A 22,038-nucleotide genomic window follows, 5' to 3' on the forward strand; every position below is an offset into this window, starting at 1 on the left:
CCGCGATGACCTCGCTCACCCCCACCACCCACCCCTGCGGGGGCTGCGGCGCGAGCGTCCAGTACGCGCCCGGCACCAGCGTGCTGCGCTGCCCGTACTGCGGCCACGAGCAGCCGATCGCCGCCCCCACCCGGCACGTACGCGAGCACTCCTACGACGCGTTCCTGGCCAAGCCCCGCGTCCAGGCCATCGCGCCGAACCAGTTCACCTGCCCGGGCTGCGGCGCCCGCACCGAGAGCGACGCGATCTCCAAGGACTGCCAGTTCTGCGGCACCGCGCTGGTCGCGGGCAGCACCGGCGACGAGATCGCGCCGGAGGCCGTGCTGCCGTTCGCGCTCGACAAGGGAGCCGCCCGCGACGCGCTCCGCACGTGGACCAGGTCCCGCTGGTTCGCCCCGAACCGCCTCAAGAAGGTCACCGAGGCGGAGTCGATGAAGAGCACCTACCTGCCCCACTGGACGTTCGACGCGAGCACCTTCTCCCACTACTCCGGCCAGCGCGGCGTCCACTACTGGGTCACCGAGACCTATACGGACAACGGCCAGACCAAGACCCGCCGGGTGCGCAAGACCCGCTGGTACCCGGCCAGCGGCTCGGTGACCAGGGCGTTCGACGACGTGCTGGTCTCGGCCACCGCCCGGGTGCCCATGGAGCGGCTGGACGCGCTGGAGCCGTGGCCGCTGGAGCGCGCGGTGGCGTTCGAGCCCGGCTTCGTCGCCGGCCACCACAGCCTGCGCTACGACGCCGGACCCGAGGCGGGCCTGGAGAACGCCAAGGGCAAGATGGCCGAGGTGATCGCCGCCGACTGCAAGCGCGACATCGGCGGCGACGTGCAGCGCCTGCACAGCGTCGACACCCGCTACGCGGACGTCACGTTCAAGCTGGTGCTGCTGCCGGTCTGGGTCGGCTCCTACCTGTATGGAGGCAGGCCGTACCAGGTGCTGGTCAACGGGGTGGGCGGCGAGGTGCAGGGCGATCGCCCGTACAGCGCCGTGAAGATCACCCTGGCGGTGCTGGCGGCGGTGGCGCTGGTCGCGCTCGTCGTCTCGCTGTTCGTGATGCGGTAACTGGCTTTCACCTGGGCGGACACCGTACCCTTGCGTGATGTTCCGCCGCCTGCTGCGCATCGTCCTCGCGCTGGTCGCGCTCGGGTTCCTGGGCTACGGCCTGGCGGCCAACTGGGCCGACACCACGGCGGCGGTCGCCGAGATCCCGCTGTGGGGGGTCGCCGGCGCGTTCGCCGCCGTGCTGCTCGGCCAGTTCTGCATGCTGCTCGCCTGGCGGCAGGTGCTGGCCGGGCTGGGCTCGCCGCTGCCGGTGCGGACCGCGGGGCGCATCATGTTCGTGGGCCAGATGGGCAAGTACATCCCCGGCGCGATCTGGGCGTACGCGGCGATGATGGACCTGGGCCGCGACCACGGCAGCCCGCCGCGCCGCACGTTCGCGTGCATCTCGCTGGCGCTGGTGATCAACCTGGGGGTCGGCATCGCGATCGCCGCCGCCACGCTGGCCACCCAGGAGGTGGTGCGGCAGGCATGGTACCTGCTGCTCCTGCTGCCGGTGATCGCCGTCTGCATGCATCCGAAGATCCTCACCTGGGGGCTCAACCTGGCGCTGCGGCTGGCCCGCCGCGACACGCTCGACTCCGTGCTGCCCGGCCGCACGGTCCTGGTCGCGGCCGCCTGGACGGTGCTCGGCTGGCTCGTGTACGGGCTCCACACGTGGATGCTCGCGGGCCGCTGGGACCTGTACGTCATCGCGACCGGCGCCTACGCGTTCGCCTGGTCGACCGGGCTGCTCGCGTTCCTGGTGCCGGCCGGGGTGGGCGTGCGGGAGGGCGCGCTGGTGCTGGTGCTCCACCCGATCCTCGGCACCGGCCCTGCGCTCGCGGTGGCGGTGGTGTCGCGGCTGGTGTTCACACTCGCCGACGTGACGGCCGCCGGGCTGGCGTTCCTGCTGGGCCGTCAGCCGAGCAGGGTGGCGGTGTACGAGGCCCAGAACGGGTCGGGGTCGACGGCCTTGACCCCCGACCGCAACCTCTCGGGCTCCCCCGAGGCGTAGAACCGCTCGATCGCGTCGCGGAGCGCGCCGGCGCTGCCCGGCTCCACGAGCAGCCCGTCGACGCCGTCGGTGACATGGTCGGCGAGCGCCCCCACCCGGGTGGCGATCACCGGCACGCCGTGCTCGTGCGCGAGCCACACGTTCTGGCTGGCGGTGGCGCTGCGGTAGGGCAGCACCAGCGCGTCGGCCCCGGCGAACAGCGAGGGCACGTCCTCGGCCGCGACGTAGCCGGGCCTCAGGTCCACCCGGTCGGCCAGGCCCAGCTCGCCGACCAGCGCCTTCGTCTCGTCGAGCCCGCCCCAGAACTCCCCGGCCACGGTCAGCGACACCCCCGCGGGCAGCGCCCGCAGCAGCAGGTCGAGCCCCTTGTACGGGCGCACGATGCCGAAGAACAGCAGCCGCCGGTGCACCCGGTCGGACCGGGCGCCGTGGGTGGACGGCAGGTGCGGCGGCAGCGCGGCCACCCGCACCGGCCTGGTGGTCAGCTCGCGGGCCACCCCCGCCTGCTGCTCGGAGTGGGTGAGCACCACCCCCGCCCGCCTGAGCAACGCCTTCATCAGCGGCCGGTCGTACGGCTTGCGCTCGTGCGGCAGCACGTTGTGGCAGAGCGCGACCGTCCGGGCCCGGCCCCGCAGCCCGGCCAGGATCGCCAGGTAGGGCGGCACCTGCACCGGGCTGAGCACGGCCAGGACCACCAGGTCGGCGGCGCGCAGCCGCCGCCCGGCGGCCACCCACCCATCGGGCCTGCGCCAGTCGAGCTCGCGCAGCACCTTCGGGTACGGGACGCCTTCCGGCGCGTCGATCGTCTGCTGCCCCGGGTAGAGGAACGACGGGTACTGCGCCCGCCAGGACTCGATGACCACGTCGTGGCCGAGCGCGGCCAGCCGGTGCGCCAGCTCGGTGGTGTGCTGCGCCCCGCCGCCCTTGTAGGGGTAGGTGGGTCCGACGATCGCGACGCGCACGCTCAGTCTCCCCGCGACCGCACGATCAGGTCGGCCAGCAGCGCCACCGACCCGATCAGCATCCCGGACAGGAAGATCATGACGGTGTTGGCCGGGAAGTAGAACGGGTGCTGGATCATGTCCCACGCGCCCTTCACGAGCCCGATGCCGACCAGCCAGAGCGCCGGCGGCATGAGCACCTTGAGCGGGTTGAAGTACATGATCATCCGCAGGACCTGCAGGATGTAGCGGTAGGCGTCGGAGACGAAGCTGAACTTCGACTTGCCCGCCCGCTTGGCGTAGCCGATCGGCAGGTAGTAGACGTCGTGCTGGTTGGACAGGAACGACAGCGTGATCGTCGTGACGCAGGAGAACCCGGGCGGCAGCAGCCGCAGGTAGGGCTTGGCCACCGACTTGCGGAAGGCCCGCAGCCCCGAGTTGAGGTCGGGGATCTTCTGCCCGGCGAGCATCTCGGCGACCTTGCGGATCACCCACTTGGCGGGCACCCGCAGCAGCTTGTGGGACCCCTCCTCGCTGGTGCGCGCCCCGACGACCTGGTCGATCGTCGGGTCCTTGTCGAGGATCTGCACCAGCTCGGGGATGCGCTCGTTGGGGTAGGTCATGTCGGCGTCGGTCCAGACGACGATCTCGCCCCTGGCCTCCTGCGTGCCGATCCTGCGCACGGTGCCGGAGCCGCCGTTGCGGTGGAAGGCCCGGATGCGCAGGTGGGGGTAGAGCGGCGCGGCCTCCTTGAGCCTGGCCAGCGTCTCGTCGGTCGAGCAGTCGTCGACGGCGACCAGCTCGTAGGTGTAGCCGCTCGAGTCCATCGCCTTGGTGATGCGGTCGACCTCGTCGATGACATGGTCCTGCTCGTTGTAACAGGGCAGGACGATGGTGACGTACGGGGTTTCCTCATCCACGGCGGGTCCACCTTGCTGCGGGGGCTCGGAGCGTTCTCACGTGGGACGAGGGTACTCTGCCCGGTCCGTGGCCGAGTGCACATCACAGGTCAAGGCAGGGCCATCCACACGTTGATCCGCAGTGACCAGGTGCCGTCGGGCGCCTCGGTGAGCGACCGCTCGTCCTGCCGGGTGACCAGCCCGATCAGCTGCGTGACCGGACCGTACGGAGCCACCTGCCCCTCCTCGGCGGCCAGCACGACCGGGGTGCGCCCGGCGGCCCGCACCCGCTCGACCAGGCGGCGCACGTCGGACTCCGGCGCGGTGTCGCCCTCCACCTGGCGCACCTCCGCGGCCGGGACGCCGCAGGCGCCGCGGACGACCTGCGTGTACCGGTCGGCGGTGACCCGTTCGGCGATGAGCACCGAGGCGTCCGGCGGGATGCGCGCGCACATGGCGGCCACCGCGGCCGCCTCGCCCCGCCCGACCGGCGTGAAGGCGGTGCCGATCGAGGTCACGGCCGGCGGCACGACCAGGAGCAGCGCGCAGACCGGCACGACCCAGCCGCGCCACCTGCCCTCTCCCGCCCGCTCGCGCAGCCGCTCCGCCCCCCACACGGCCAGCAGGATCACGCCGGGGATCACCACCGGCACCAGGCGGCGCGCGGCCCACGGGTGGTCGGGGGTGATCGCCGGGCGGAGCAGCGTGGTGAGCGTGGCCCAGCCGATGACCGCCAGCGGCAGCAGCCATGGCAGGCCGCGGCCGCGCAGCAGCCGGTGCGTCAGCACGGCCGCGGCCAGCGTGGCGAGCACGAGCGCCGGGACGCCCACGTACCACGCCACCCAGTGCAGGGTGTGCTCGAAGTACAGGCGGGTGCCGTCGATCGGCAGGCCGTTGGCCTTCTGGATCTGCTCGATGAAGGTGGCGGTGAGCCGGTCGTCGACGTTGTCGGGGACCCGGCGCACGGTCACCAGCCAGGGCCGCACCGCCAGCCCGGCCATGGTCAGCGCCACCAGCGTCGCCCCCGCCGCCGGCAGCCAGCCCGGCGGCCTGAGCCTGGCCAGCAGCGGGGCGGCCACCGTACCGGCGAGCGTCAGCACCAGGACGGCGGCGCAGATCAGCAGCAGCGGCCGCATCGAGCTGGACAGGTACGTCAGGTAGGGCCGCGACAGTCCGTAACCGGCGGCCAGGCCGAGGCCCGCCCCGGCGGCGAGCCCGGCCAGCAGCGGCGGCCCCAGCCCTCCGTGGCGGCCGGGCGACCGGCGGCCCATCGCGACGAGCAGGCCGGCGAACGCCAGCACGGGCAGCACGTCACGCAGGCCGTCCACCCGCACCAGCACGGCCAGCCCGAGCGTCAGCCCGCCCAGCGCGGCCCCGATCCGCCGCCCGTGCCCGTACAGGGCGTCGTGCACCAGCGCCAGCCCGCCGAGCAGCAGGAGCATCGACGGGATCTCGCTGAAGGTGGCGCGCGAGGTGTAGATGATCGGCATGCAGCAGGCGAACGCCAGCGCCGCCACCGGGGCCCAGCGCCCGCCGGCCAGCCGGGCCGCCAGCCCGGCCACGGCGAGCACCGCCAGCGCCCCCAGCACGACCGGGGCCAGGAACAGCCCGCCCAGCCACTCCCCGAGCGCGAACAGCATCGGCGCGCCCGGCATGAACTGCGGCACCACGGAGTCGCCGACGGCGTAGAAGCCGACACTCTCGAAGATCAGCGACGGGTCGGCCCCGCCGAACGCCTCCGGCCGCGCGGGGATCGGCAGCGATCCCTCCCGCGCCAGCCAGATGGCGTACTGCGCGTAGGTGGACGGGTCACGCCGGACGGCGAGCTGCTCACCGTGCATGACCCCGTTGAACACCCCGGCCCCCGCCGCGACCGCCACAGCAGCGGCCACCTGCCCCACCGTGGCCCGCACGGTGTCGACCGGCCCGTGTCCGTCGGCGTCCTCCGCCACGCTGACCAGCCCGCGCGTGCCCGCCCAGCACAGCAGCCCCGCCATGGCCAGCCCGAGCGGGATCGCCACCACCGGCCGGTAGACGCCGAACGCGAGCAGCGGCAGCGCGGCCAGCAGCCACCCGGCCACGGCCAGCGCGGGCAGCACCGAGAGCGCCGCGAGCACCCGGCCCGCCGGCGGCCTCCGCATCGGGTCCAACCAGGCGATTCCCATCGGTGAGCGAGCGTATCCAACCTCAAGCCGACGGCACGCCAGGCAGCGCCGAGAACCCACCAATCATGATCACACTAAACCCCCGGCCCCCCAGCACACGATGACGAAAGCCAAGACCAACAGGGACGAGTCACGGATTCACCCCACCTACGGCGGGTCGGGCAGGCCGAAGGCTTGCTATCGGCGCCCAGCCCGAGGGGTTTACCAAAAGGCTTTTGAGTGTCCACCCCACCTACGGCGGAAAACAGAAGAAGGAGACCCCAGCCCGAGCAGACGACCACGACAGCACACGACGTGGCCGGCTTGGGATGCCGGCAGGGCGGGCGGGGCCGGTCACGTACGTGACGGGGGGAAGATCGGGAGGGCACGGGGGCCGGTAGCGAACGCGGCGGGACGGAAGAAGACCCAGCGCCGCGACGTGACGGGAGACAAGGAACCGGCTTGAGATGACGGCGCCGCGGGCGGGGGCCGGTAGCGTACGCGGCGTGGGGGGAGATCGGGAGGGCGCGCGGCGAGCAGCCGCTCGCGTGCGCGGCGTGGTGGATGAGCGGGCCGGGTTCGGGCGGCACGGGTGGTTTCTGGCGGTCCTGGCGATCGGCGCCGCGCTGCGGGTGGTCACGATGCTCGGTTACCGGCCGGCGCTGTGGTTCCCCGACTCCTACACCTACGTGGTCACCGTCCTGCGCCCCCGGCCCGATCTGGTGCGCCCGGCGGGCTACTCGATGTTCATGAAGCTGCTGGAGCCGCTGCACTCCTTCGGCGCGGTCACCGCCGCCCAGCACCTGCTGGGGCTGGCCACCGGGGTGCTGGTCTACTGGGCCGCGGCGCGGCACACCCGGAGGTGGATCGCGACGCTGGCCGCCGCCCCCGTGCTGGTGGAGCCGTACCAGATCGAGCTGGAGCACCTGCTCGTCTCCGACACGCTGTTCATGTTCCTGGTCGTCGCCGCCGTCGCGCTCGCGCTCGCCGGACGGCCCAAGGCGGTCACGATCGGGCTGCTGCTGGCCGCCGCCTCGCTCACCAGGACCGTCGGGCAGCCGTTGATCGTGGTGCTGGTGGCCTGGTTCTTGCTGCGCCGTCAGATCAGGCCGGCCTGGATCATGCTGGTGGCCGCGGTGGTCCCGATCCTCGCGTACGGGGGCTGGTTCTACGCCACCTACCAGCGGGTCGGCGTCATCGGCGCGAACGGCGTCTTCCTCTACGCCCGCACGATGTCGTTCGCCGACTGCGCCGAGATGGACCCGCCGCCCGACCTGCGGGTGCTGTGCGACCCGCGCCCGGCCGGCCAGCGGCCGCCGTCGCAGGAGTACATCTGGGCCAGGGACGCGCCGATCGTGGCCCTGCCCGGCATCACGTTCACCAAGGAGACCGACGACCTGGCCATGCGCTTCGCACTGCTGGCGATCCGCACGCAGCCGCTCGACTACGCCGGCTCGGTGCTGGCGGAGCTGGGCCGCTCGTTCGTGTGGGGCCGCCCGGTCTACCCCGACCAGGAGATCTACGGCTACTACCAGTTCCCCGAGACCCCGCCGGGGCCGCCGGGCCGCTACCCGGCGCAGGTCGGCACCGAGTTCGCCAAGCGCTACGAGCAGGGCCCGATCGGCACCTCGATCGTGGAGCCGTACGCCGGGTGGATGCGCGCCTACCAGGACGTGGCGCGGATCCCCGGCACGGTCCTGCTGGTGGTCCTGCTCGTGCCGCCCGCCGCCGTGGCGTGGCGGGCATTCCGGTACGGGCGGGGCCCGGGTTCCCCTCGTGCCCTGTGGCTGCTGCCCTGGTCGGTGGCCGTCGTGTTGTTGATCACTCCGGCGGCCGTGGCCGAGTTCGACTACCGGTACGTGCTGCCGGCGGTGCCGCTCGCCTGCCTGGCGGCGGCCCTGGCCTGCGGGAACGGTAGAGAATTTACTGATCTTATTCCACGAAATGTCCAACTCTGAGTATGCTTTGCCCCGGTATCATCACCGCTGGGTCACGGTCGATTACTCCAGTCATGGCTGCGGCGACGCCGCCGGTGACCTAGTCTCGTGGCGCAGAACGACCGAGCCAGCGCGTGAGGCGCAGCGACGAGGCTAGGGGGCGCATGAGTGACTACAGAGGCATGTCCGTAGAGGACAGCAGGTCCCCCCAGCCCGGCAGCAGGATGGCACGCAGGCTCGCCGCCTCGGCGCCGCCTCCGCCGAAGGAGCCCGAGCGCGGCCGGCGGGGCGGAGACGGCGGCAACGGCAAAATGCGCGTGCTGGCCTGGGTCAGCATCGCGGCCACGTCCCTCATGGTCGCCGGCTCGCTGACCGGTTACGTCGCCTACCGCGACGCGTTCGGCGCGATCGACCAGAAGAACGTCAAGGACGACATCATCAACCCCCGCCCCCGCGACACCGGCGCGCTCAACGTGCTGCTGGTCGGCTCCGACACCCGTGCGGGCGACGGCAACGCCCAGTACGGCCAGGAGACGGCCCGGCTGGCCGACGCGGGCGGCAAGCGCACCGACACGATCATCGTCCTGCACATCTCCCCCAACCGCGATCAGGCGAGGCTCATCAGCTTCCCGCGCGACTCGATGGTGGACATCCCCAAGTGCAAGAACGAGACGACCAAACAGGAGATGCCGCCCAGCCGCGCGATGATCAACTCCGCCTACAACCACGGCGGCGTCGCCTGCACGATCTCCACCCTGGAGACGCTGACGGGCATCCGCATCAACCACTTCGTCGAGGTCGACTTCAGCGGCTTCAAGAACATCGTCGACTCGCTCGGCGGCATCGAGATCTGCCTCAAGTCCGGCGTCAACGACAAGAATGCCAAGCTGGTCCTCCCGCCCGGCAAGAGCCTGCTCAACGGCGAGAAGGCGCTGGGCTACGTGCGGCTGCGCAGCTACGGCGACGGCAGCGACATCCAGCGCATCAAGCGCCAGCAGATCTTCCTCAGCAAGGTCATCGCCAAGGCCACCAGCAGTGACCTGCTCACCGACCCGATCAAGCTCACCGGGTTCATCAAGTCGGCCGCCCAGTCGGTGACCATGGACCCCGACCTGGCCAACAACCCGCAGAAGCTCATCGACATCGGCATGAGCGCCAAGGACCTCACCGCCAAGGGCGTCAAGCTCACCACGGTCCCGTGGATCCCCGACCCCGAGGACGAGAACCGCGTCGTCTGGCAGCAGCCGGCGGCGGGCGAACTGTTCGACTCCATCATCAACGACACCGAGCTCCCCGAGCCCACGCCGAGCGCGACCGCCGACAAGCCGAAGGTCGCCGTCAAGCCCGGCCAGGTGCGGATCCAGGTGCTCAACGCCACCGGCGAACCGGGCAGGGCGCGCGAGGTCGCCGACCAGCTCGCCAAGGAGGGCTTCCAGGTCACCGGGCTGGGCAACTACGCCGACGCCGGCGGCCAGCCGGTCGCCGCCACCGAGGTCCGCTACCCGAAGACGGCCGAGACCGGCGCCGACCACGCCGACGTGCTGACCAAGAAGCTCAACCCCGCGCCCGACGCGACGGCCGGCAAGGTCAGGCCCACCAACACCGAGCCCTACACGCCGACGGTGGCCCCCACCACCGCGCCGGCCGCCGACGGGCCGAAGGGTCCGGTGCTCCAGCTCGTCATCGGCACCGACTTCAAGGCCGTCAAGGTCACCAAGCTGTCGGAGGCCGTGGAGAAGAACACCATCACCGCGTCCCAGCAGAAGAACGTCTGCGTGTAAGGCTCCTGCAAGTTGTCTGTGTAACCCTCAGGCCGTGAGACAGGACCTCCGGCGCCCGCTAGGGTGGTTCGGGTCGGCGACGCGGCTCGCCCTCGCGGGCGTCGCCGCCTGTCGCGTACCCCGGCCCCGAGCGAAGCTGAGCGACTTCCCTGTGTCTGACACCAAGTACTCCCCTCCGGTCCAGGTTCCCGGCGAAGAGAGTGCGGGGCCGGCGAACACAGGGGCCCGCTGGCCGCTCCCCGGCGGCGGCGGCCTCTTCGAGCGCCCTGGCCAGGAGCAGGCCGAGCCCGCCCAGAAGCCCGAGCCCGAGGCCGGGCCGCCGAAGCGCAGGCGCGACCCGTACCTCGACAACGTCAAGTTCGTGCTCATCGCGCTCGTCGTGGTGGGCCACTCGCTGGTGCCGACGCTCGACGCCGACTCCAACCGGGCGCTCTACATCTTCATCTACACCTTCCACATGCCGCTGTTCGTGCTGATCAGCGGCTACCTGTCCAGAAACTTCTGGAACTCCAACGCCAAGACCAACAAGCTCGTCGACACGTTCCTCGTGCCGTACGTGATCGTCGAGGTCGGCTACGCGGCGCTGCGCTTCTCCCTCGGGCAGAAGTGGAGCCTGACGATCATCGACCCGGCGTGGCTCAACTGGTACCTGCTGGCGCTGCTGTTCTGGCGGCTGTCGACGCCGGTGTGGAAGCGGATGAAGTTCCCGATCCCGGTGGCGATCGCGATCTACCTGTTCGCCGGGTTCTCCGAGATCTCCGGTGACTTCAGCATGGACCGGTTCTTCGGCCTGCTGCCGTTCTTCGTGATCGGGCTGGTCATGCAGCCGGAGCACTTCGAGCTGCTCAACCGGCTGTGGATCAAGATCGCCTCGGTGTTCACCATCGTCGCCGCGGCCACCGTGGCCATCCTCATCGCGCCCAGGGCCAAGCTCGCGCCGTTCTACTTCAAGAACAGCTACGAGAAGATGGACCTGTCCTGGTACATGGGGCTGGGCGTGCGCGTCGGGCTGCTGGTCTGCGCCCTGGCGCTCTGCTTCGCGGTGCTGGCGCTGGTGCCGCGGGGCGAGACGTGGTACTCCGATCTCGGCACCCGCACCCTCTACTGCTACCTGCTCCACGGCATCCCGGTGCTCATCGCCAAGGAGCAGGGCTGGCTCAACCTGCCGTGGCTGCACGGCCCGCTCGGGGCGCTGGCGATCAGCTTCAGCTGCTTCGCGCTGGCGATCGTGCTGTGCCTGCCGGAGACCCGGACGGTCTTCAAGTGGGTGCTGGAGCCGCGCCTGACCTGGCTCTATCGCCGTCCTTCCAGAAGTTAAGCGGCAGTTACCCCCGCATTCACGCCTTTGACCCGGTCGGCGCGGAGCATCGACGCATGCGGGTATGCGTTGCCACCGTCGTCCATCATCCCGAGGACGCCCGGATCATGCATCGGCAGATCAGGGCGCTGCTCGACGCCGGCCACGAGGTGACCTACGTCGCGCCGTTCACCTACCACAACGTGACGCCCACCCCACGGCTCACCGCCGTCGACGTGGCGCGCGAGGCGGGCCCGGGCCGGGCCCGGTCGGCTCTCAGGCGCGGCGTGCGGGGCGCCGACCTCCTGCTCGTGCACGACGCCCGTCTCCTCCGCGCGCTGCCGTACCGCCGCCCTCCGGTCGTCTGGGACGTACGCGAGGACGTCTCCGAGGCCAGGCTGGCGCGGGCCGCACGCAGGTGCCACGTGATCACACCGGACGTGGTGCCCGAGGCCACTCTCGTGGCGCCGGAGCCGCCCCCTCCCGGGGAGACGAGAGTGGTCCACATCGGCCGGCTGTCGGCCGCCAGGGGCGTGAACGAGCTCATCGGCCTGGCCCGGCGGCTGGCCCCGCACGGCATCCGGATGGACCTCATCGGCCAGGCCGACCCGGCGGCGCGCCCGCTGCTGCGTGACGCCCAGCGGGTCGGCCTGCTGGACTGGTTCGGCCACGTGCCGCTCAGGCACGCGCTGCGGATGGCCGAGGGCGCGCTGGCCGGCCTGTCGCTGGCCGGTCCCGCGGTGACCGGGCCGCCCACCAAGATCCTCGACTACCTGGGCCGGGGCCTCCCCGTCGTGACCACCTCGCAGGGCGCCGGGGTGGTGGAGCGGGCGGGCTGCGGCTTCGTGGTCCCGCTGGACGTGGACGCGGCGCTCGACGCCGTGCTCGACCTGAAGGAGAGCCCCGAGCTGCGCCGGTCGCTCGCCGCGCGCGGGCACGCGCACGCCCGCGCGCACCACCACTGGCCGGACCACGCGCCGGCGTTCGTGGCCCGGATGGAAGGCTGCGCCGGGGTTCCCGCCCGCGCCCCGTCGTTCGCGGTACAGAGCAGGTCCGCGGGGTGATGGTCACGGCGTCCGGCGGTTGATGTACTAGACGCCATGGCATCGCATCTGATCCAGGGCCGGACGGTGAGCATGCCCGTCCGGGTACGGGACGTCATGGTGTGTGGCGCTCTCTACCTGGTCCGGGCCGACGCCGCACGGGCCGTGCTCGCGTATTCGGGGCTGGACGTGGCCGAGGTGCTGCCCGGCAAGGCCGTCTGCGTGCTGGTGTTCGCCGACTACCGCGACGGCGATCTCGACTCCTATCACGAGTTCGGCATGGCGTTCCTGATCCGTCGGCCGGGGGCGACGGGCTCGGTGGGGCTCGCCGACCTGCGGAACGCGGCCGCGTTCGTCCACTGGATGCCGGTCGACCAGGGCTTCACGCTGGAGGCGGGGCGCTCGCTGTGGGGCGTGCCGAAGGAGCTGGCCGACATCGACCTGCGGCTCGGCTCCCCGTACAAACGGTGTGTCCTGAGCAGGGACGGCAGGCTCGTGCTCGACATGCTGGTCAAGCCCGGCGCTCCGCTGCCCGGACCGGGCCCGGTGATCGCCCTGGACGCCTACACGCACCGCGACGGGCTCACCCGGCGCATCCCGTGGACCGTCCAGACCCGCGGCCTCCGCGTGCGCCCCGGCGGCGCGCTGATCCGGCTGGGCAACCATCCCATCGCCAAGGAGCTGAGCGAGCTGGGCCTGCCCAAGCGCCCCCTGCTGGCCGGCACGGTCGCGCACGCCACCATGGCCCTGGAAGAGGCCGAGCTCGTCCGCTAGCGGGCGAACGCGGCCAGCCCTGCCCGCCAGGCGCCGTCGAGGTCGGCACCTGGCGGGAAACGACCGTCGAGCTCCAGCATCACCATGCCGTGCGCGAAGGCCCACACGGCCCGCGCCAGCAGCGGGTCACCGTCGACGGCCTTGACCAGGGGCAGAGCCGTCCGGTCCTCCAGTCCGGCGGGCAGAAGTCCGCGCGGCAGCGGCCCGGTGCTCATCAGCCGGTAGAGATGGGGGTGGGCCAGCGCGTAGGCGCGGTAGGCCCGCGCCAGCACTCCCAGGCCGCCCTGCGACGCTTCCAGGGCCCGCGCCAGGTCCTGCATGGCGATCGCGATCACCTCGGCCTCGACGGCGCTCTTGTCGGGGAAGTGCTTGTAGAGCGAAGGGGCCCGGATGCCCAGCCGCCCGGCCAGCGCCCGCATGGTGAGCGCCTCCGCGCCGCCCTCCTCGACGAGGCGCAGGGCCGCCTCAACGATCTGCCGTGACCGCTCGGACACGCCGGCTCCCATCCCGTTCCCGTAGTCCGTAACCGAACGCGCGATCGGCGGCGATGTGCATCAGCCAGGCGAGCCCGGCGGTCCACGTCGGCACTCCGCCGATCGGCCAGAAGATGTATCCAACCAGCAGCAGGAGGGGCGCCCACGCCCGGTGTGCCGCGTTGTAGAACGGCACCGCCCGCGGTGACAGCCGCCCGCCGCCGGCCTTCCTCGCCCCCACGAGCATGGTCAGGTCCGGCAGGATCGCGAAGACCACCGCTGTGACCCAGGCCATTCCCCCGTGCTTGGCCACCTCGAAGACGATGAAGGCCAGGCAGAAGATCGCCAGACCACCCCACGCGCCTCTTCCCATGACCGCCCTCTCGTTGGCTAACGCTGTTAGCCGAAGGCTATGGCTAACAGCGTTAGCCGTCAAGCGGGGAAAAGCCCTCGCCGTGACGGCGAGGGCTTTCAGACGATGGGCGGGCGGCCGAGCTTCACCATGCGCCAGGCCGTCTTCCAGGCCATCGGGCGGCGCTCGCCCGCGGGTGTGCGCAGGCCCTCGAAGAACCCGGTGAACCATGCTTTCAGCGAGTCTTTGGAGCCGCGCTCCCTGATCAGGGTCAGCACCACCCAGTCGAGCAGGTAGAGCGCCGCCAGCGGCCACGGCAGGTTGCGGCGGGCCAGCCACACCCGGTTGCGCGCGTTGAGCCGGTAGAACTCGGCGTGGCGGGTCGGCGGGACCTGGGGGTGGTACATCACGGTCTCGGCGTCGTACTCGATCCGGTAGCCCTCGCCGAGCAGCCGCCAGGCCAGGTCGGTCTCCTCGTGCGCGTAGAAGAACCGCTCCGGCAGCCCGCCCACCTGGAGGAAGGCCGAGCGGCGGACGGCGGAGGCGCCGCCCAGGAACGTGGTGACCGGTGAGCTGCGCTCCGGGTCGCCGGCGCGCAGGCGCGGGACGTGACGTCGCTGGCCGATGCCGCCGTCGGGGTCCATCACCCGGAAGGAGATGACGGCCAGGTCGGGCTCGGTGGCGAAGCGGTCGCGGACGTGCGCGGCCACTTTCTGGTTGGCGTACCAGCCGTCGTCGTCGAGGAACAGCACCACGTCACCGGAGCACTCCTCGACCCCGCGGTTGCGGCCCGCGGGTATGCCCGTATTGTGGTCGAGCCGGATCGTCTTCACGGTCGCCGACGAGCCAGCGGGGGGCGTCGCGGACAGCTCGGGCACGTCTGCGCCGTTGCCCACGATCACCACCTCGACGTCACCGTCGATCTGGTTGAGCGCGGACTCGACCGCCCGGTCCAGCTCCGCGACCCGGTTTCCCATGGTGAGGATGACGCACGAGATCTTCAACGAATCATCGTCCTGACGCGTTGAGAGCACGGGCGGAGCAATCTTTCATGATCACCGAGTCTGCTGGGTGGCTTATTTCCTGATATTGGTGGAGCTAAGCGTATCGGAACCGGTAGTGAACCCCCACCGAACCGGGGATGTCCGATCAATACGACGGACGAGAAGCCCTGCCGGTTCCGAGAATCGCATCACGCCAGCCGCCTCGACGCGAGAATGCTGACCAAATGCAGGACAACCTGTAGCCCTGCCGCGACCACACAGGCCACGACGAGCACCCGGGTGGCCGCCAGATCGCCCCGCACCACGTCGATCACCGCCGTCGCGAGCGCGAGCAGCGACAGCTCGATCGGCTGCACGATCCGGTGGAACCCGGTCGCCGCCAGGACCCGCCTGCCCAGCCCCAGCAGCCCCGAGCGGAACTGCACGGCGGCGGACTCGGTCGCGGCGGGCAGGCCGCCCTTGGCCCGTGCCACCTCCACCAGGTCGGACTCCGCCTTGATGAGGATCGCGCCGAGCGCCGCCGCGAAGCCCAGCACGGTGTACCAGTCGGGCAGCACGGCCGACGCCCGCCAGCCCAGCCCGGCCAGCAGCGCCGCCTCGGCGAAGTAGGCGCCGACCCGGTCGAGGTAGACGCCGGTCAGCGAGGTCTTGCCGGTCCACCGGGCCAGCTCGCCGTCGGAGCAGTCGAGCAGCAGGTAGACCTGGATCAGCAGGGCGGCGGCCACGGCCGCCCACAACCCCGGCAGCGCGATCACCACCCCCGCCGCGACCCCCGCCACCGTCATCACCCAGGTGAGCTGGTTGGGCGTGACGCTCGTCCTGGTCATCAACCAGGTGACGTAGATCGACAGCCTGCGCATGTAGAGCACGCCCGCCCAGTGCTCGCCGTTGCGGCGCTCCAGATGACCGGCGGGCTGGGCGACCCCGCGCAGCTCAGCGACCGAAGGCCCGGACATAGTCCTCCACCCGATCGCGGATCTCGGAATCCTGCAGGCGCAGGTGCTCCAGGATCGTGTAACGGCCGGGACGGGTGGCGGGCGCGAGCGAGACCGCGGCGGTGAACTGCTCGCTGCTCAGCCCGATGTCGCCGGGGGTCACCGGCAGCTGGTGCTGCCGCAGGCAGCCGACCACCTGCTTGAGCCGGGCCTCGTCCTCCCTCAGGAAGTAGCAGAAGGCGGTGCCGACCCCGGCGAGCTCGCCGTGGTTGGAGGTGCCGGGGAAGAGCTGGTCCACGGCATGCATGATCTCATGGTCGCCACCGCTCGCGGGCCGCGATGAGCCGGCGACCACCATCGACATGCCCGACAGGATCAGCGACTCGGCCAGAACGGTCAGGAACGCGTCGGACTCGACGGAGTCGGCCCTGCCGAGCAGCGCCTCGGCGGCCGTGCGCGCCATCGAACAGGCCAGCCCGTCTATCGGCTCGCCGCGCTCGACGTGGCTGAGCTGCCAGTCCTCGCACGCCGACAGGTTGGCGAGCACGTCGCCGACGCCCGAGCGGACCAGCGACTGCGGGGCCTTGTGCACGAAGTCGAGGTCGACCAGGACGGCCAGCGGCATCGGCACACCGAACGTGCCCTTGCCGCCCTCGTACAGCAGGGAGGCCGTCGGCGAGCAGATGCCGTCGTGGGACAGGTTGGTGGCCACCGCGACCATGGGGATGCCGGCCAGCGAGGCGGCGTACTTGGTCGTGTCGATGGTCTTGCCGCCGCCCACGCCCACCACCACCTCGTAGGCGCCCTTCCGCAGGTCGGCGCCGAGCGAGACGGCGGCTTCCACGCTCCCGTCGGAGACGCGGAACACCTGGGCCTCGTCCAGCGTCGGCGCGATCAGGCTCTCTATGTGGTCGCCCTGGCCGGGGCCGACGGCCACCGCGACCCGGCCGGAGGTGGCGACCCTGCTGTCGGCGAGCAGCGCGCCGAGCTCCGCGACGGCACCGCGCCTGACCTCCATCTGGATCGGCGCGGGCAGCATCCTCGCAAGAAGCGGCATCCGGCCCCCTCAGTAGTGGACGGCGATGGTGCGGGCCTTGGCCAGGTCGTCGTGGTTGTCCACTTCGACCCAGTCGACCTCGCCGATGGGGGCGACGTGGATGGCCTCGCCTCGCTCGACCATCTCCTGGTAGCCGTCTTCGTAGTAGAGCTGCGGGTCGCGCTCGAAGGTGGCCTTGAGCGCGTCGGCCAGCCGCTCGGCGGCGCCCGGCCGGATGAGCGTGGCGCCGATGTACTCGCCGTACGCGTCGGACGGGTCCATCAGCTTGGTGATGCGGCGCAGCGCCCCCTCCTCGGAGAGCGTGACCTTCATCTCCTCGTCGGCCAGCTTCTTCACGTCGTCGACGGCGAGCAGGATGTCGCTGGTCTCGGGCGCGGCGAGCAGCGTCTTCTCGACCGAGACGGGGTGCACGGTGTCGCCGTTGACCAGCAGCGCGCCGCGGCCGAAGTAGTCACGCGCGCACCACAGGGAGTAGGCGTTGTTCCACTCCTCGGCCTTGTCGTTGTGCACGAGGGTGAGCTCGACGCCGTGACGCTCCTCCAGCTCGCGCTTGCGCTCGTGTACGGCCTGCGCCGCGTAACCGACGACGACCACGACCTCGCGCAGGCCCACGGCGGCCAGGTTGCGCAGCGAGATGTCCATGATCGTGGTCTCGCCGTCGACCGGCACGAGCGCCTTAGGCAGCGTGTCGGTGTACGGCCGCAGGCGTCGTCCGGCTCCAGCGGCCAGCACCATTCCCAGCAACGTGCACTCCTCAGTCGAGCATGACTACGTAGGCCCAAAGGTTAGTTGGCTTTCGGCCTCGTGAGGGTAATCCGCCGTTAGTCTTGCGTTCCCGTGTCCGCCGTGCGCACCCCGGTCCTGGGCGCGGCGAGCCAGCATGTGAGGCTCTCCCACCCGAAAGCGCCCCACAGATACACCGCCAGCAGCACGAACCCACCGGTCACCCAGCCCACGAGGGCGAACAGGCCGAGCACCAGCATCCGCCCCTCCCAGCCGAGGCCGAGCGCGGCCAGCCAGGGCGGCGGGTAGACCTGCTGGCGCAGCCGGTAGACCAGGTCGTAATGGTGGAAGGCGGCCGCCCCGAGCAGCAGGAAGATCAGCACCGGGGGCACACCGTGGGCGAAGCCGCAGGCGGCGATGAAGGCGTACTCGATCCCGCGCAGGATCGGCGGCGCCATCCAGTCGAGCCGGCCGTCGTGCGGATGGGAGCTGCCCGGCCCGGCCAGCAGCAGCGTGACGAGCGGCGCGAACACCGCCAGCCCGCCGGCCCCCGCGACCCCCATCAGCAGCAGGATCCCGATGACGAAGGCGGCGGCGACGAGCGGCGGCAGCGGCGGGAGCTGCCCGGCCACGAGCATGCCCATGCCGCGTGAGAGCGGCCCGTCGTCGCGGTAGGCCACGACCTTGCCCCGGGGCACCGGCACCATGTGGACAGAGCTCATTCAGCAGACCTCATCATCCGGCCGACGAGCTGGTAGGCGGCGGCCACCGCGCCCCAGCCGAGCAGCGCCACGAACGTGACCCGGGCGTCGGACACCGCGGCCGTGACCGCGATCAGCGCCGTACGCTCCCCGATGGGCAGCACGACCATCCTGCGCAGCCAGTGGACCGCGGAGCCGTGACGCACCCGCTGGGCGATCCTGAGCAGCCCCTGCCGAGGGCGGCGGCGCCCGGCGTCGGACGGCTCCAGCAGCGAGCGCGATGGCCTGGCAGGCAGCGCGCCGGTCTGGCCGGCGTCCCACACGGACCCGGCGTACGCGAACTGGAGCGAGTGGCGGACGGCCTGCAGCATCATGGCGGCGACGGCGAGGAACCAGATGCCGTCGGGGTTGCCGCCGCCGTGCGTGGCCGCGTAGCCGTAGGCCAGCCCCACGTAGACCGCGTACTCCTTGAACCGGTCGGCCATCCCGTCGGCCCACGCGCCGAGCGGCGTGTACCCGCGCGTGTAGCGGGCGAGCTGGCCGTCGAGGCAGTCGAGCGCGAACGACAGGTAGAAGAGCAGGGCCCCGGCCACCAGCGCGACCCTGCCGCCCTGGGAGAACCAGACCGCCGCCAGCACGGCCACGGCGACCGAGACGCCGGTGACGGCGTTCGGGGTGAGCTTGAGCGCGTGCGCGGGCCTGATCAGATGGCGGGTCAAGGGCGAGACGAGGTATGAGGTGAAGAAGCCGTCGTCGGACTTCACCGCGCCGTCGAGGCGGACCTGGTCCTCGTCCACCTCCGCGAGCCGCTCGATCGCGGCGTCGGCGGAGGCCTGGCCGGTGGGCCGCACGCAGTGGAGCGGCCCGAGCGCCGCCGTGCGCACCGGCACCCCGGATCTGACCAGCCCGACCAGCAGCAGGTCGACGGTCTCGACAGGGGTGACGGGGCCGAGCCTGCCCGACTCCGCCAGCTCCGCCAGCTCCTCCGCGACCTCGGCGAGCACGCCCAGGTCGGCCTCGCCGGCCTGCAGCCCGCCGGCGAACGCGGTGTTGGCCTCCGGCACGGTGTGGAACGAGCTGCCCGCCGCGGTGATCCGCCCGCCCTCGACGCGGAGCGGCGGCCGGGTCGGCCCCGCCGCGGCCTCGCCGTCGACCAGCGCCCGCGTGTCGCGCGCCGGGTGCTCCAGCAGTACGGCCAGCGCCTCCGTGTGGGCCACCAGGTCGCCGGGCAGCAGGGCGACCGGCCCCGACGCCACGCGCGCCAGCTTGGCCACCACGCGCAGGTCGGCGGCGAGCCCGCCGGCCGACGTCAGCACCTGGACCTCGCGGGTGGGCAGGGTCGCGAGCTGGTCCGCGAGCCGGTCGGTGAGCGTGCCCTCGCGGCAGCCGAGCCGGGCCGCCGGTGTCGTGGCGAGCAGCACGATCGTGCCGCTCTCGGTGAGCGAGTCGGTCAAGGCGCGGGTCCTCCCGTTTGATGAGGGAGCGCGTGGCACACAGCGTAGCGATCGGGCCACGCGATAGCACGGACCAGTACCGTTACCCTCGAACTATGATTTCTCGGCTGCCCTCCATCGGCGTGGTGCTCGCGGGCGGCACAGGCCGGCGTGTCGGCCACAGTGAGCCGAAGCAGCTCATCAAGCTGGCCGGGCGGACGATCCTGGAGCACACGATCGAGCTGTTCGACGCCTCTCCCGACGTCGACGAGGTGGTCGTGCTGATGACGCCGGGGTTCGTGGAGCCGGTGCGCGAGCTGGTGCGGCGGTGCGGTTTCGGCAAGGTGACCGCGATCGTCGAGGGCGGGGCGAGCCGGACCGAGAGCACCTGGCGGGCCCTTCAGGCGGTGGGCGAGCGGGAGTGCAACGTGCTCCTGCACGACGCCGTGCGGCCCTTGCTGGAGCCCCGGATCATCACCGACTGTGTCCGCGCCCTGGAGACGTACGAAGCCGTCGAGGTGGCGATCCCCAGCTCCGACACGGTGCTGGTGGCCGAGGACGACATCGTGCGCGAGGTGCTGGACCGGTCGCGGCTGCGGCGGGCGCAGACGCCGCAGGCGTTCCGGCTGTCGGTGATCCGCGAGGCGTACCGGCGGGCGATGGCCGATCCCGGCTTCGCCACCCGGCAGGCGACCGACGACTGCGGCGTGGTGCTGCGTTACCTGCCGGAGGTGCCGATCTACCTGGTGCCGGGCAGCGAGCGCAACATGAAGGTCACCCACCCGATCGACCTGTCCATCGCCGACCAGCTACTGCGCCTGGCCGCCGCCGGCACGCCCGCGCCCGCCCCGCCCGACTACCGGCGGGTCCTCTCCGGCCGCACGGTCGCGGTGTTCGGCGACGGCGCCGTCCTCGCCGCCCTGGCGTCCGGATACGGCGCGGTGGTGCGGTGCTTCCCCGCGGACCTGGCCCGTACGGAGGAGCAGGCGGCCAAGGCCCTGGCCGAGGCGGGCCCGGTGCACCACGTCATCCACCTCGCGGGGCCGCGCCCCGGTTCGCTCGCGGCGGCCGACGCGGAAGCCCTGGCCCTGGCCTGCCTCGGGGCGTCGAACGTCGCCAGGGCCGCGTACCCGCTCCTGCGCGAGACCGGCGGCACCCTCGTCCTCCAGGCAGACGGCGGCGACGGCAGCGTCGCCGCCCCGGCCCGTGCGGCGACCGCCGAGCTGGCCCGAGCCCTCGCCTCCGAATGGGCAGCCGACGACATCCGCGTCAACGCGGTCCTCACGACCGACCCCCACCGGACGGCGCGGACCTGCCTGGACGCGCTCGCCTCCGGCCTGACCGGACAGGTCATGGAAGGCTGATCCCACGCTCACGCACCGTACGGAACGGTGCGTGGCGTCAGCGGGATGGGCGGGCCAGTTTGCGGGGGCTGGTGAGGAAGCCCCAGCCCCATGACATGTGCATGGTCGCGTACACCACCGGCAGCCGCAGCCTGGCCGACCAGGGCAGCCCGCTTCCGGTCAGCGCCGAACCCGCCACGATGGCCGCGGCGTATCCGCCCGGGACGACCAACCCCAGGGGGAAGAACGGCGCGACCACCAGCCCGAGCAGGATGGCCAGCACGGCGGCAGGCGGCGCGAGGTAGCGCAGGTTGATCGTGCCCTCGTGGGTGCGCGCCACCACCCGGCGCCATCTGCCGTAGTGGAAGTACTGCTTGGCGAGCGCCTTGACGTTGGGCCGAGGCCGGTAGGAGACCCGCATCCGCGGCTGGAACCACACCAGGCCGCCGGTCTGGCGGATGCGGTGGTTCATCTCCCAGTCCTGGGCGCGCTGGAAGTGCTCGTCGTAGCCGCCCACCCGGGCCAGCGCGGAGCGCCTGAACACGCCGAGGTAGACCGTGTCGGCGGGCCCGGCCGTGCCGCCGACGTGGAAGGCCGCCGCGCCCACGCCGATCTTGGAGGTCATCGCGCACGCGACGGCCTGCTCGAACGGGCTGACGCCCTCGGCCGCCATCACGCCGCCGACGTTGTCGGCTCCTGTCTCGTACAGGGTCTCGACCGCCACCCGCAGGTAGTCGGGCGGGAGCATGGCGTGGCCGTCGACCCTGGCGATGATGCCGTTGCGGGAGGCGGCGATGGCGGCGTTGAGCGCGTTGGGTGTGCGGCCCGTGGGGTTGGGCACGACGGTCACCCGGCGGTCGGCGGCGGCGATGGCGTCGGCGACCTCTTGCGTGCGGTCGTGTGACGGACCGACGGCGAGGACGACCTCGATCTCACCCGGGTAGTGCTGGGCGAGCACCTGGTCGACGGCTTCGCGGAGATGGCGTTCCTCGTTGAGGACCGGCATGACGACGGAGATGGGGGGCCAGCCACGCGTCTCCGCTGGCGCGTGCGGCGAGTCGGGGAACTGCTTCATGGCGGGGCTCACGCTACTGTACGACCACGGGAGGACGGCAATCGAGAGCGCAATCCTCCGGCGGC

At 71.8% G+C, this 22,038-nt stretch carries 20 protein-coding genes; 8 read left to right on the top strand and 12 right to left on the bottom strand.

What is annotated here, in order from left to right:
- The first annotated feature begins 5 nt into the window (after positions 1-5).
- Positions 6-1,067, top strand: coding sequence for a TFIIB-type zinc ribbon-containing protein (locus ABD999_RS18925; RefSeq protein WP_271276906.1), 1,062 nt, complete (start codon positions 6-8; stop codon positions 1,065-1,067).
- Between the two features lie 37 nt (positions 1,068-1,104).
- Positions 1,105-2,061, top strand: coding sequence for a lysylphosphatidylglycerol synthase transmembrane domain-containing protein (locus ABD999_RS18930; RefSeq protein WP_271276907.1), 957 nt, complete (start codon positions 1,105-1,107; stop codon positions 2,059-2,061).
- On the opposite strand, the gene ABD999_RS18935 is transcribed toward ABD999_RS18930, so the two are convergent.
- From ABD999_RS18935 to ABD999_RS18945, 3 genes are all read right to left on the bottom strand, one after another.
- On the bottom strand, positions 1,965-3,023 hold the full coding sequence (locus tag ABD999_RS18935) for a glycosyltransferase family 4 protein (RefSeq protein ID WP_271276908.1): 1,059 nt from the start codon (positions 3,021-3,023) through the stop codon (positions 1,965-1,967). The genes ABD999_RS18930 and ABD999_RS18935 overlap by 97 nt on opposite strands.
- Before the next feature lie 2 nt (positions 3,024-3,025).
- Complete coding sequence (locus tag ABD999_RS18940) at positions 3,026-3,922, bottom strand: glycosyltransferase family 2 protein (protein ID WP_148037069.1); 897 nt, start codon at positions 3,920-3,922, stop codon at positions 3,026-3,028.
- 89 nt (positions 3,923-4,011) lie between these two features.
- Positions 4,012-6,042, bottom strand: coding sequence for a hypothetical protein (locus tag ABD999_RS18945; protein WP_271276909.1), 2,031 nt, complete (start codon positions 6,040-6,042; stop codon positions 4,012-4,014).
- Between the two features lie 509 nt (positions 6,043-6,551).
- Between ABD999_RS18945 and ABD999_RS18950 the strand changes: the two genes are divergently transcribed.
- From ABD999_RS18950 to ABD999_RS18970, 5 genes are all read left to right on the top strand, one after another.
- Positions 6,552-8,003 carry a hypothetical protein gene (locus ABD999_RS18950; protein ID WP_271276910.1) on the top strand — a complete coding sequence of 484 codons (1,452 nt, stop codon included), beginning with the start codon at positions 6,552-6,554 and terminating at the stop codon, positions 8,001-8,003.
- A gap of 143 nt (positions 8,004-8,146) precedes the next feature.
- The gene (locus ABD999_RS18955; RefSeq protein ID WP_219543585.1) at positions 8,147-9,763 is read left to right on the top strand and encodes an LCP family protein; all 1,617 of its coding nucleotides are present in this window, start codon (positions 8,147-8,149) and stop codon (positions 9,761-9,763) included.
- A 151-nt stretch (positions 9,764-9,914) separates the two neighbouring features.
- Positions 9,915-11,081, top strand: a complete 1,167-nt coding sequence (locus tag ABD999_RS18960) for an acyltransferase family protein (protein WP_271276911.1) — start codon at positions 9,915-9,917, stop codon at positions 11,079-11,081.
- A 56-nt stretch (positions 11,082-11,137) separates the two neighbouring features.
- Positions 11,138-12,124: a glycosyltransferase gene (locus ABD999_RS18965; RefSeq protein ID WP_271276912.1), complete on the top strand. Its 987-nt coding sequence runs from the start codon at positions 11,138-11,140 to the stop codon at positions 12,122-12,124.
- A 36-nt stretch (positions 12,125-12,160) separates the two neighbouring features.
- Positions 12,161-12,877 carry an acetoacetate decarboxylase family protein gene (locus tag ABD999_RS18970; protein WP_148037064.1) on the top strand — a complete coding sequence of 239 codons (717 nt, stop codon included), beginning with the start codon at positions 12,161-12,163 and terminating at the stop codon, positions 12,875-12,877.
- On the opposite strand, the gene ABD999_RS18975 is transcribed toward ABD999_RS18970, so the two are convergent.
- From ABD999_RS18975 to ABD999_RS19010, 8 genes are all read right to left on the bottom strand, one after another.
- Entirely contained in the window at positions 12,874-13,371 is a 498-nt protein-coding gene (locus tag ABD999_RS18975; protein ID WP_271276913.1) for a TetR/AcrR family transcriptional regulator, read from the bottom strand. The two genes, ABD999_RS18970 and ABD999_RS18975, sit on opposite strands and share 4 nt — an antisense overlap.
- Entirely contained in the window at positions 13,343-13,723 is a 381-nt protein-coding gene (locus ABD999_RS18980) for a DUF4260 family protein (RefSeq protein WP_271276914.1), read from the bottom strand. The genes ABD999_RS18975 and ABD999_RS18980 overlap by 29 nt, the downstream gene beginning before the upstream one ends.
- 98 nt (positions 13,724-13,821) lie before the next feature.
- On the bottom strand, positions 13,822-14,706 hold the full coding sequence (locus ABD999_RS18985; protein WP_219543591.1) for a glycosyltransferase: 885 nt from the start codon (positions 14,704-14,706) through the stop codon (positions 13,822-13,824).
- A 188-nt stretch (positions 14,707-14,894) separates the two neighbouring features.
- Entirely contained in the window at positions 14,895-15,662 is a 768-nt protein-coding gene (locus ABD999_RS18990; RefSeq protein WP_148037061.1) for a CDP-alcohol phosphatidyltransferase family protein, read from the bottom strand.
- Positions 15,640-16,698, bottom strand: a complete 1,059-nt coding sequence (locus tag ABD999_RS18995) for an iron-containing alcohol dehydrogenase family protein (protein WP_271276915.1) — start codon at positions 16,696-16,698, stop codon at positions 15,640-15,642. The genes ABD999_RS18990 and ABD999_RS18995 overlap by 23 nt, the downstream gene beginning before the upstream one ends.
- 9 nt (positions 16,699-16,707) lie before the next feature.
- Positions 16,708-17,442: a phosphocholine cytidylyltransferase family protein gene (locus ABD999_RS19000; protein WP_219543592.1), complete on the bottom strand. Its 735-nt coding sequence runs from the start codon at positions 17,440-17,442 to the stop codon at positions 16,708-16,710.
- A 77-nt stretch (positions 17,443-17,519) separates the two neighbouring features.
- Complete coding sequence (locus tag ABD999_RS19005; RefSeq protein ID WP_219543593.1) at positions 17,520-18,143, bottom strand: DUF5941 domain-containing protein; 624 nt, start codon at positions 18,141-18,143, stop codon at positions 17,520-17,522.
- Positions 18,140-19,576, bottom strand: a complete 1,437-nt coding sequence (locus ABD999_RS19010; RefSeq protein ID WP_271276916.1) for a CDP-alcohol phosphatidyltransferase family protein — start codon at positions 19,574-19,576, stop codon at positions 18,140-18,142. Before ABD999_RS19010 ends, ABD999_RS19005 begins: the two co-directional genes overlap by 4 nt.
- A gap of 95 nt (positions 19,577-19,671) precedes the next feature.
- On the opposite strand from ABD999_RS19010, the gene ABD999_RS19015 reads away from it, so the two are divergent.
- Positions 19,672-20,919 carry an SDR family oxidoreductase gene (locus ABD999_RS19015; RefSeq protein WP_271276917.1) on the top strand — a complete coding sequence of 416 codons (1,248 nt, stop codon included), beginning with the start codon at positions 19,672-19,674 and terminating at the stop codon, positions 20,917-20,919.
- Positions 20,920-20,956: 37 nt separating this feature from the next.
- Here ABD999_RS19015 and ABD999_RS19020 read toward each other — a convergent pair whose 3' ends face one another.
- Positions 20,957-21,973, bottom strand: coding sequence for a glycosyltransferase family 2 protein (locus ABD999_RS19020; protein ID WP_271276918.1), 1,017 nt, complete (start codon positions 21,971-21,973; stop codon positions 20,957-20,959).
- Positions 21,974-22,038: the final 65 nt, after the last annotated feature.

This window comes from Nonomuraea ferruginea (genome assembly GCF_039540635.1).
GTDB classification, from domain to species: domain Bacteria; phylum Actinomycetota; class Actinomycetes; order Streptosporangiales; family Streptosporangiaceae; genus Nonomuraea; species Nonomuraea ferruginea.

What these genes read in the sequence shown, in the direction of transcription:
- ABD999_RS18995 (WP_271276915.1), bottom strand. Translation starts at nt 16,698, where the DNA reads ATGCCGCTTCTTGCGAGGATGCTGCCCGCGCCGATCCAGATGGAGGTC.
- ABD999_RS19015 (WP_271276917.1), top strand. Translation starts at nt 19,672, where the DNA reads ATGATTTCTCGGCTGCCCTCCATCGGCGTGGTGCTCGCGGGCGGCACA.
- ABD999_RS18930 (WP_271276907.1), top strand. Translation starts at nt 1,105, where the DNA reads ATGTTCCGCCGCCTGCTGCGCATCGTCCTCGCGCTGGTCGCGCTCGGG.
- ABD999_RS18955 (WP_219543585.1), top strand. Translation starts at nt 8,147, where the DNA reads ATGAGTGACTACAGAGGCATGTCCGTAGAGGACAGCAGGTCCCCCCAG.
- ABD999_RS19005 (WP_219543593.1), bottom strand. Translation starts at nt 18,143, where the DNA reads ATGAGCTCTGTCCACATGGTGCCGGTGCCCCGGGGCAAGGTCGTGGCC.
- ABD999_RS19020 (WP_271276918.1), bottom strand. Translation starts at nt 21,973, where the DNA reads ATGAAGCAGTTCCCCGACTCGCCGCACGCGCCAGCGGAGACGCGTGGC.
- ABD999_RS18990 (WP_148037061.1), bottom strand. Translation starts at nt 15,662, where the DNA reads ATGTCCGGGCCTTCGGTCGCTGAGCTGCGCGGGGTCGCCCAGCCCGCC.
- ABD999_RS18980 (WP_271276914.1), bottom strand. Translation starts at nt 13,723, where the DNA reads ATGGGAAGAGGCGCGTGGGGTGGTCTGGCGATCTTCTGCCTGGCCTTC.
- ABD999_RS18945 (WP_271276909.1), bottom strand. Translation starts at nt 6,042, where the DNA reads ATGCGGAGGCCGCCGGCGGGCCGGGTGCTCGCGGCGCTCTCGGTGCTG.
- ABD999_RS18965 (WP_271276912.1), top strand. Translation starts at nt 11,138, where the DNA reads ATGCGGGTATGCGTTGCCACCGTCGTCCATCATCCCGAGGACGCCCGG.
- ABD999_RS18970 (WP_148037064.1), top strand. Translation starts at nt 12,161, where the DNA reads ATGGCATCGCATCTGATCCAGGGCCGGACGGTGAGCATGCCCGTCCGG.
- ABD999_RS18925 (WP_271276906.1), top strand. Translation starts at nt 6, where the DNA reads ATGACCTCGCTCACCCCCACCACCCACCCCTGCGGGGGCTGCGGCGCG.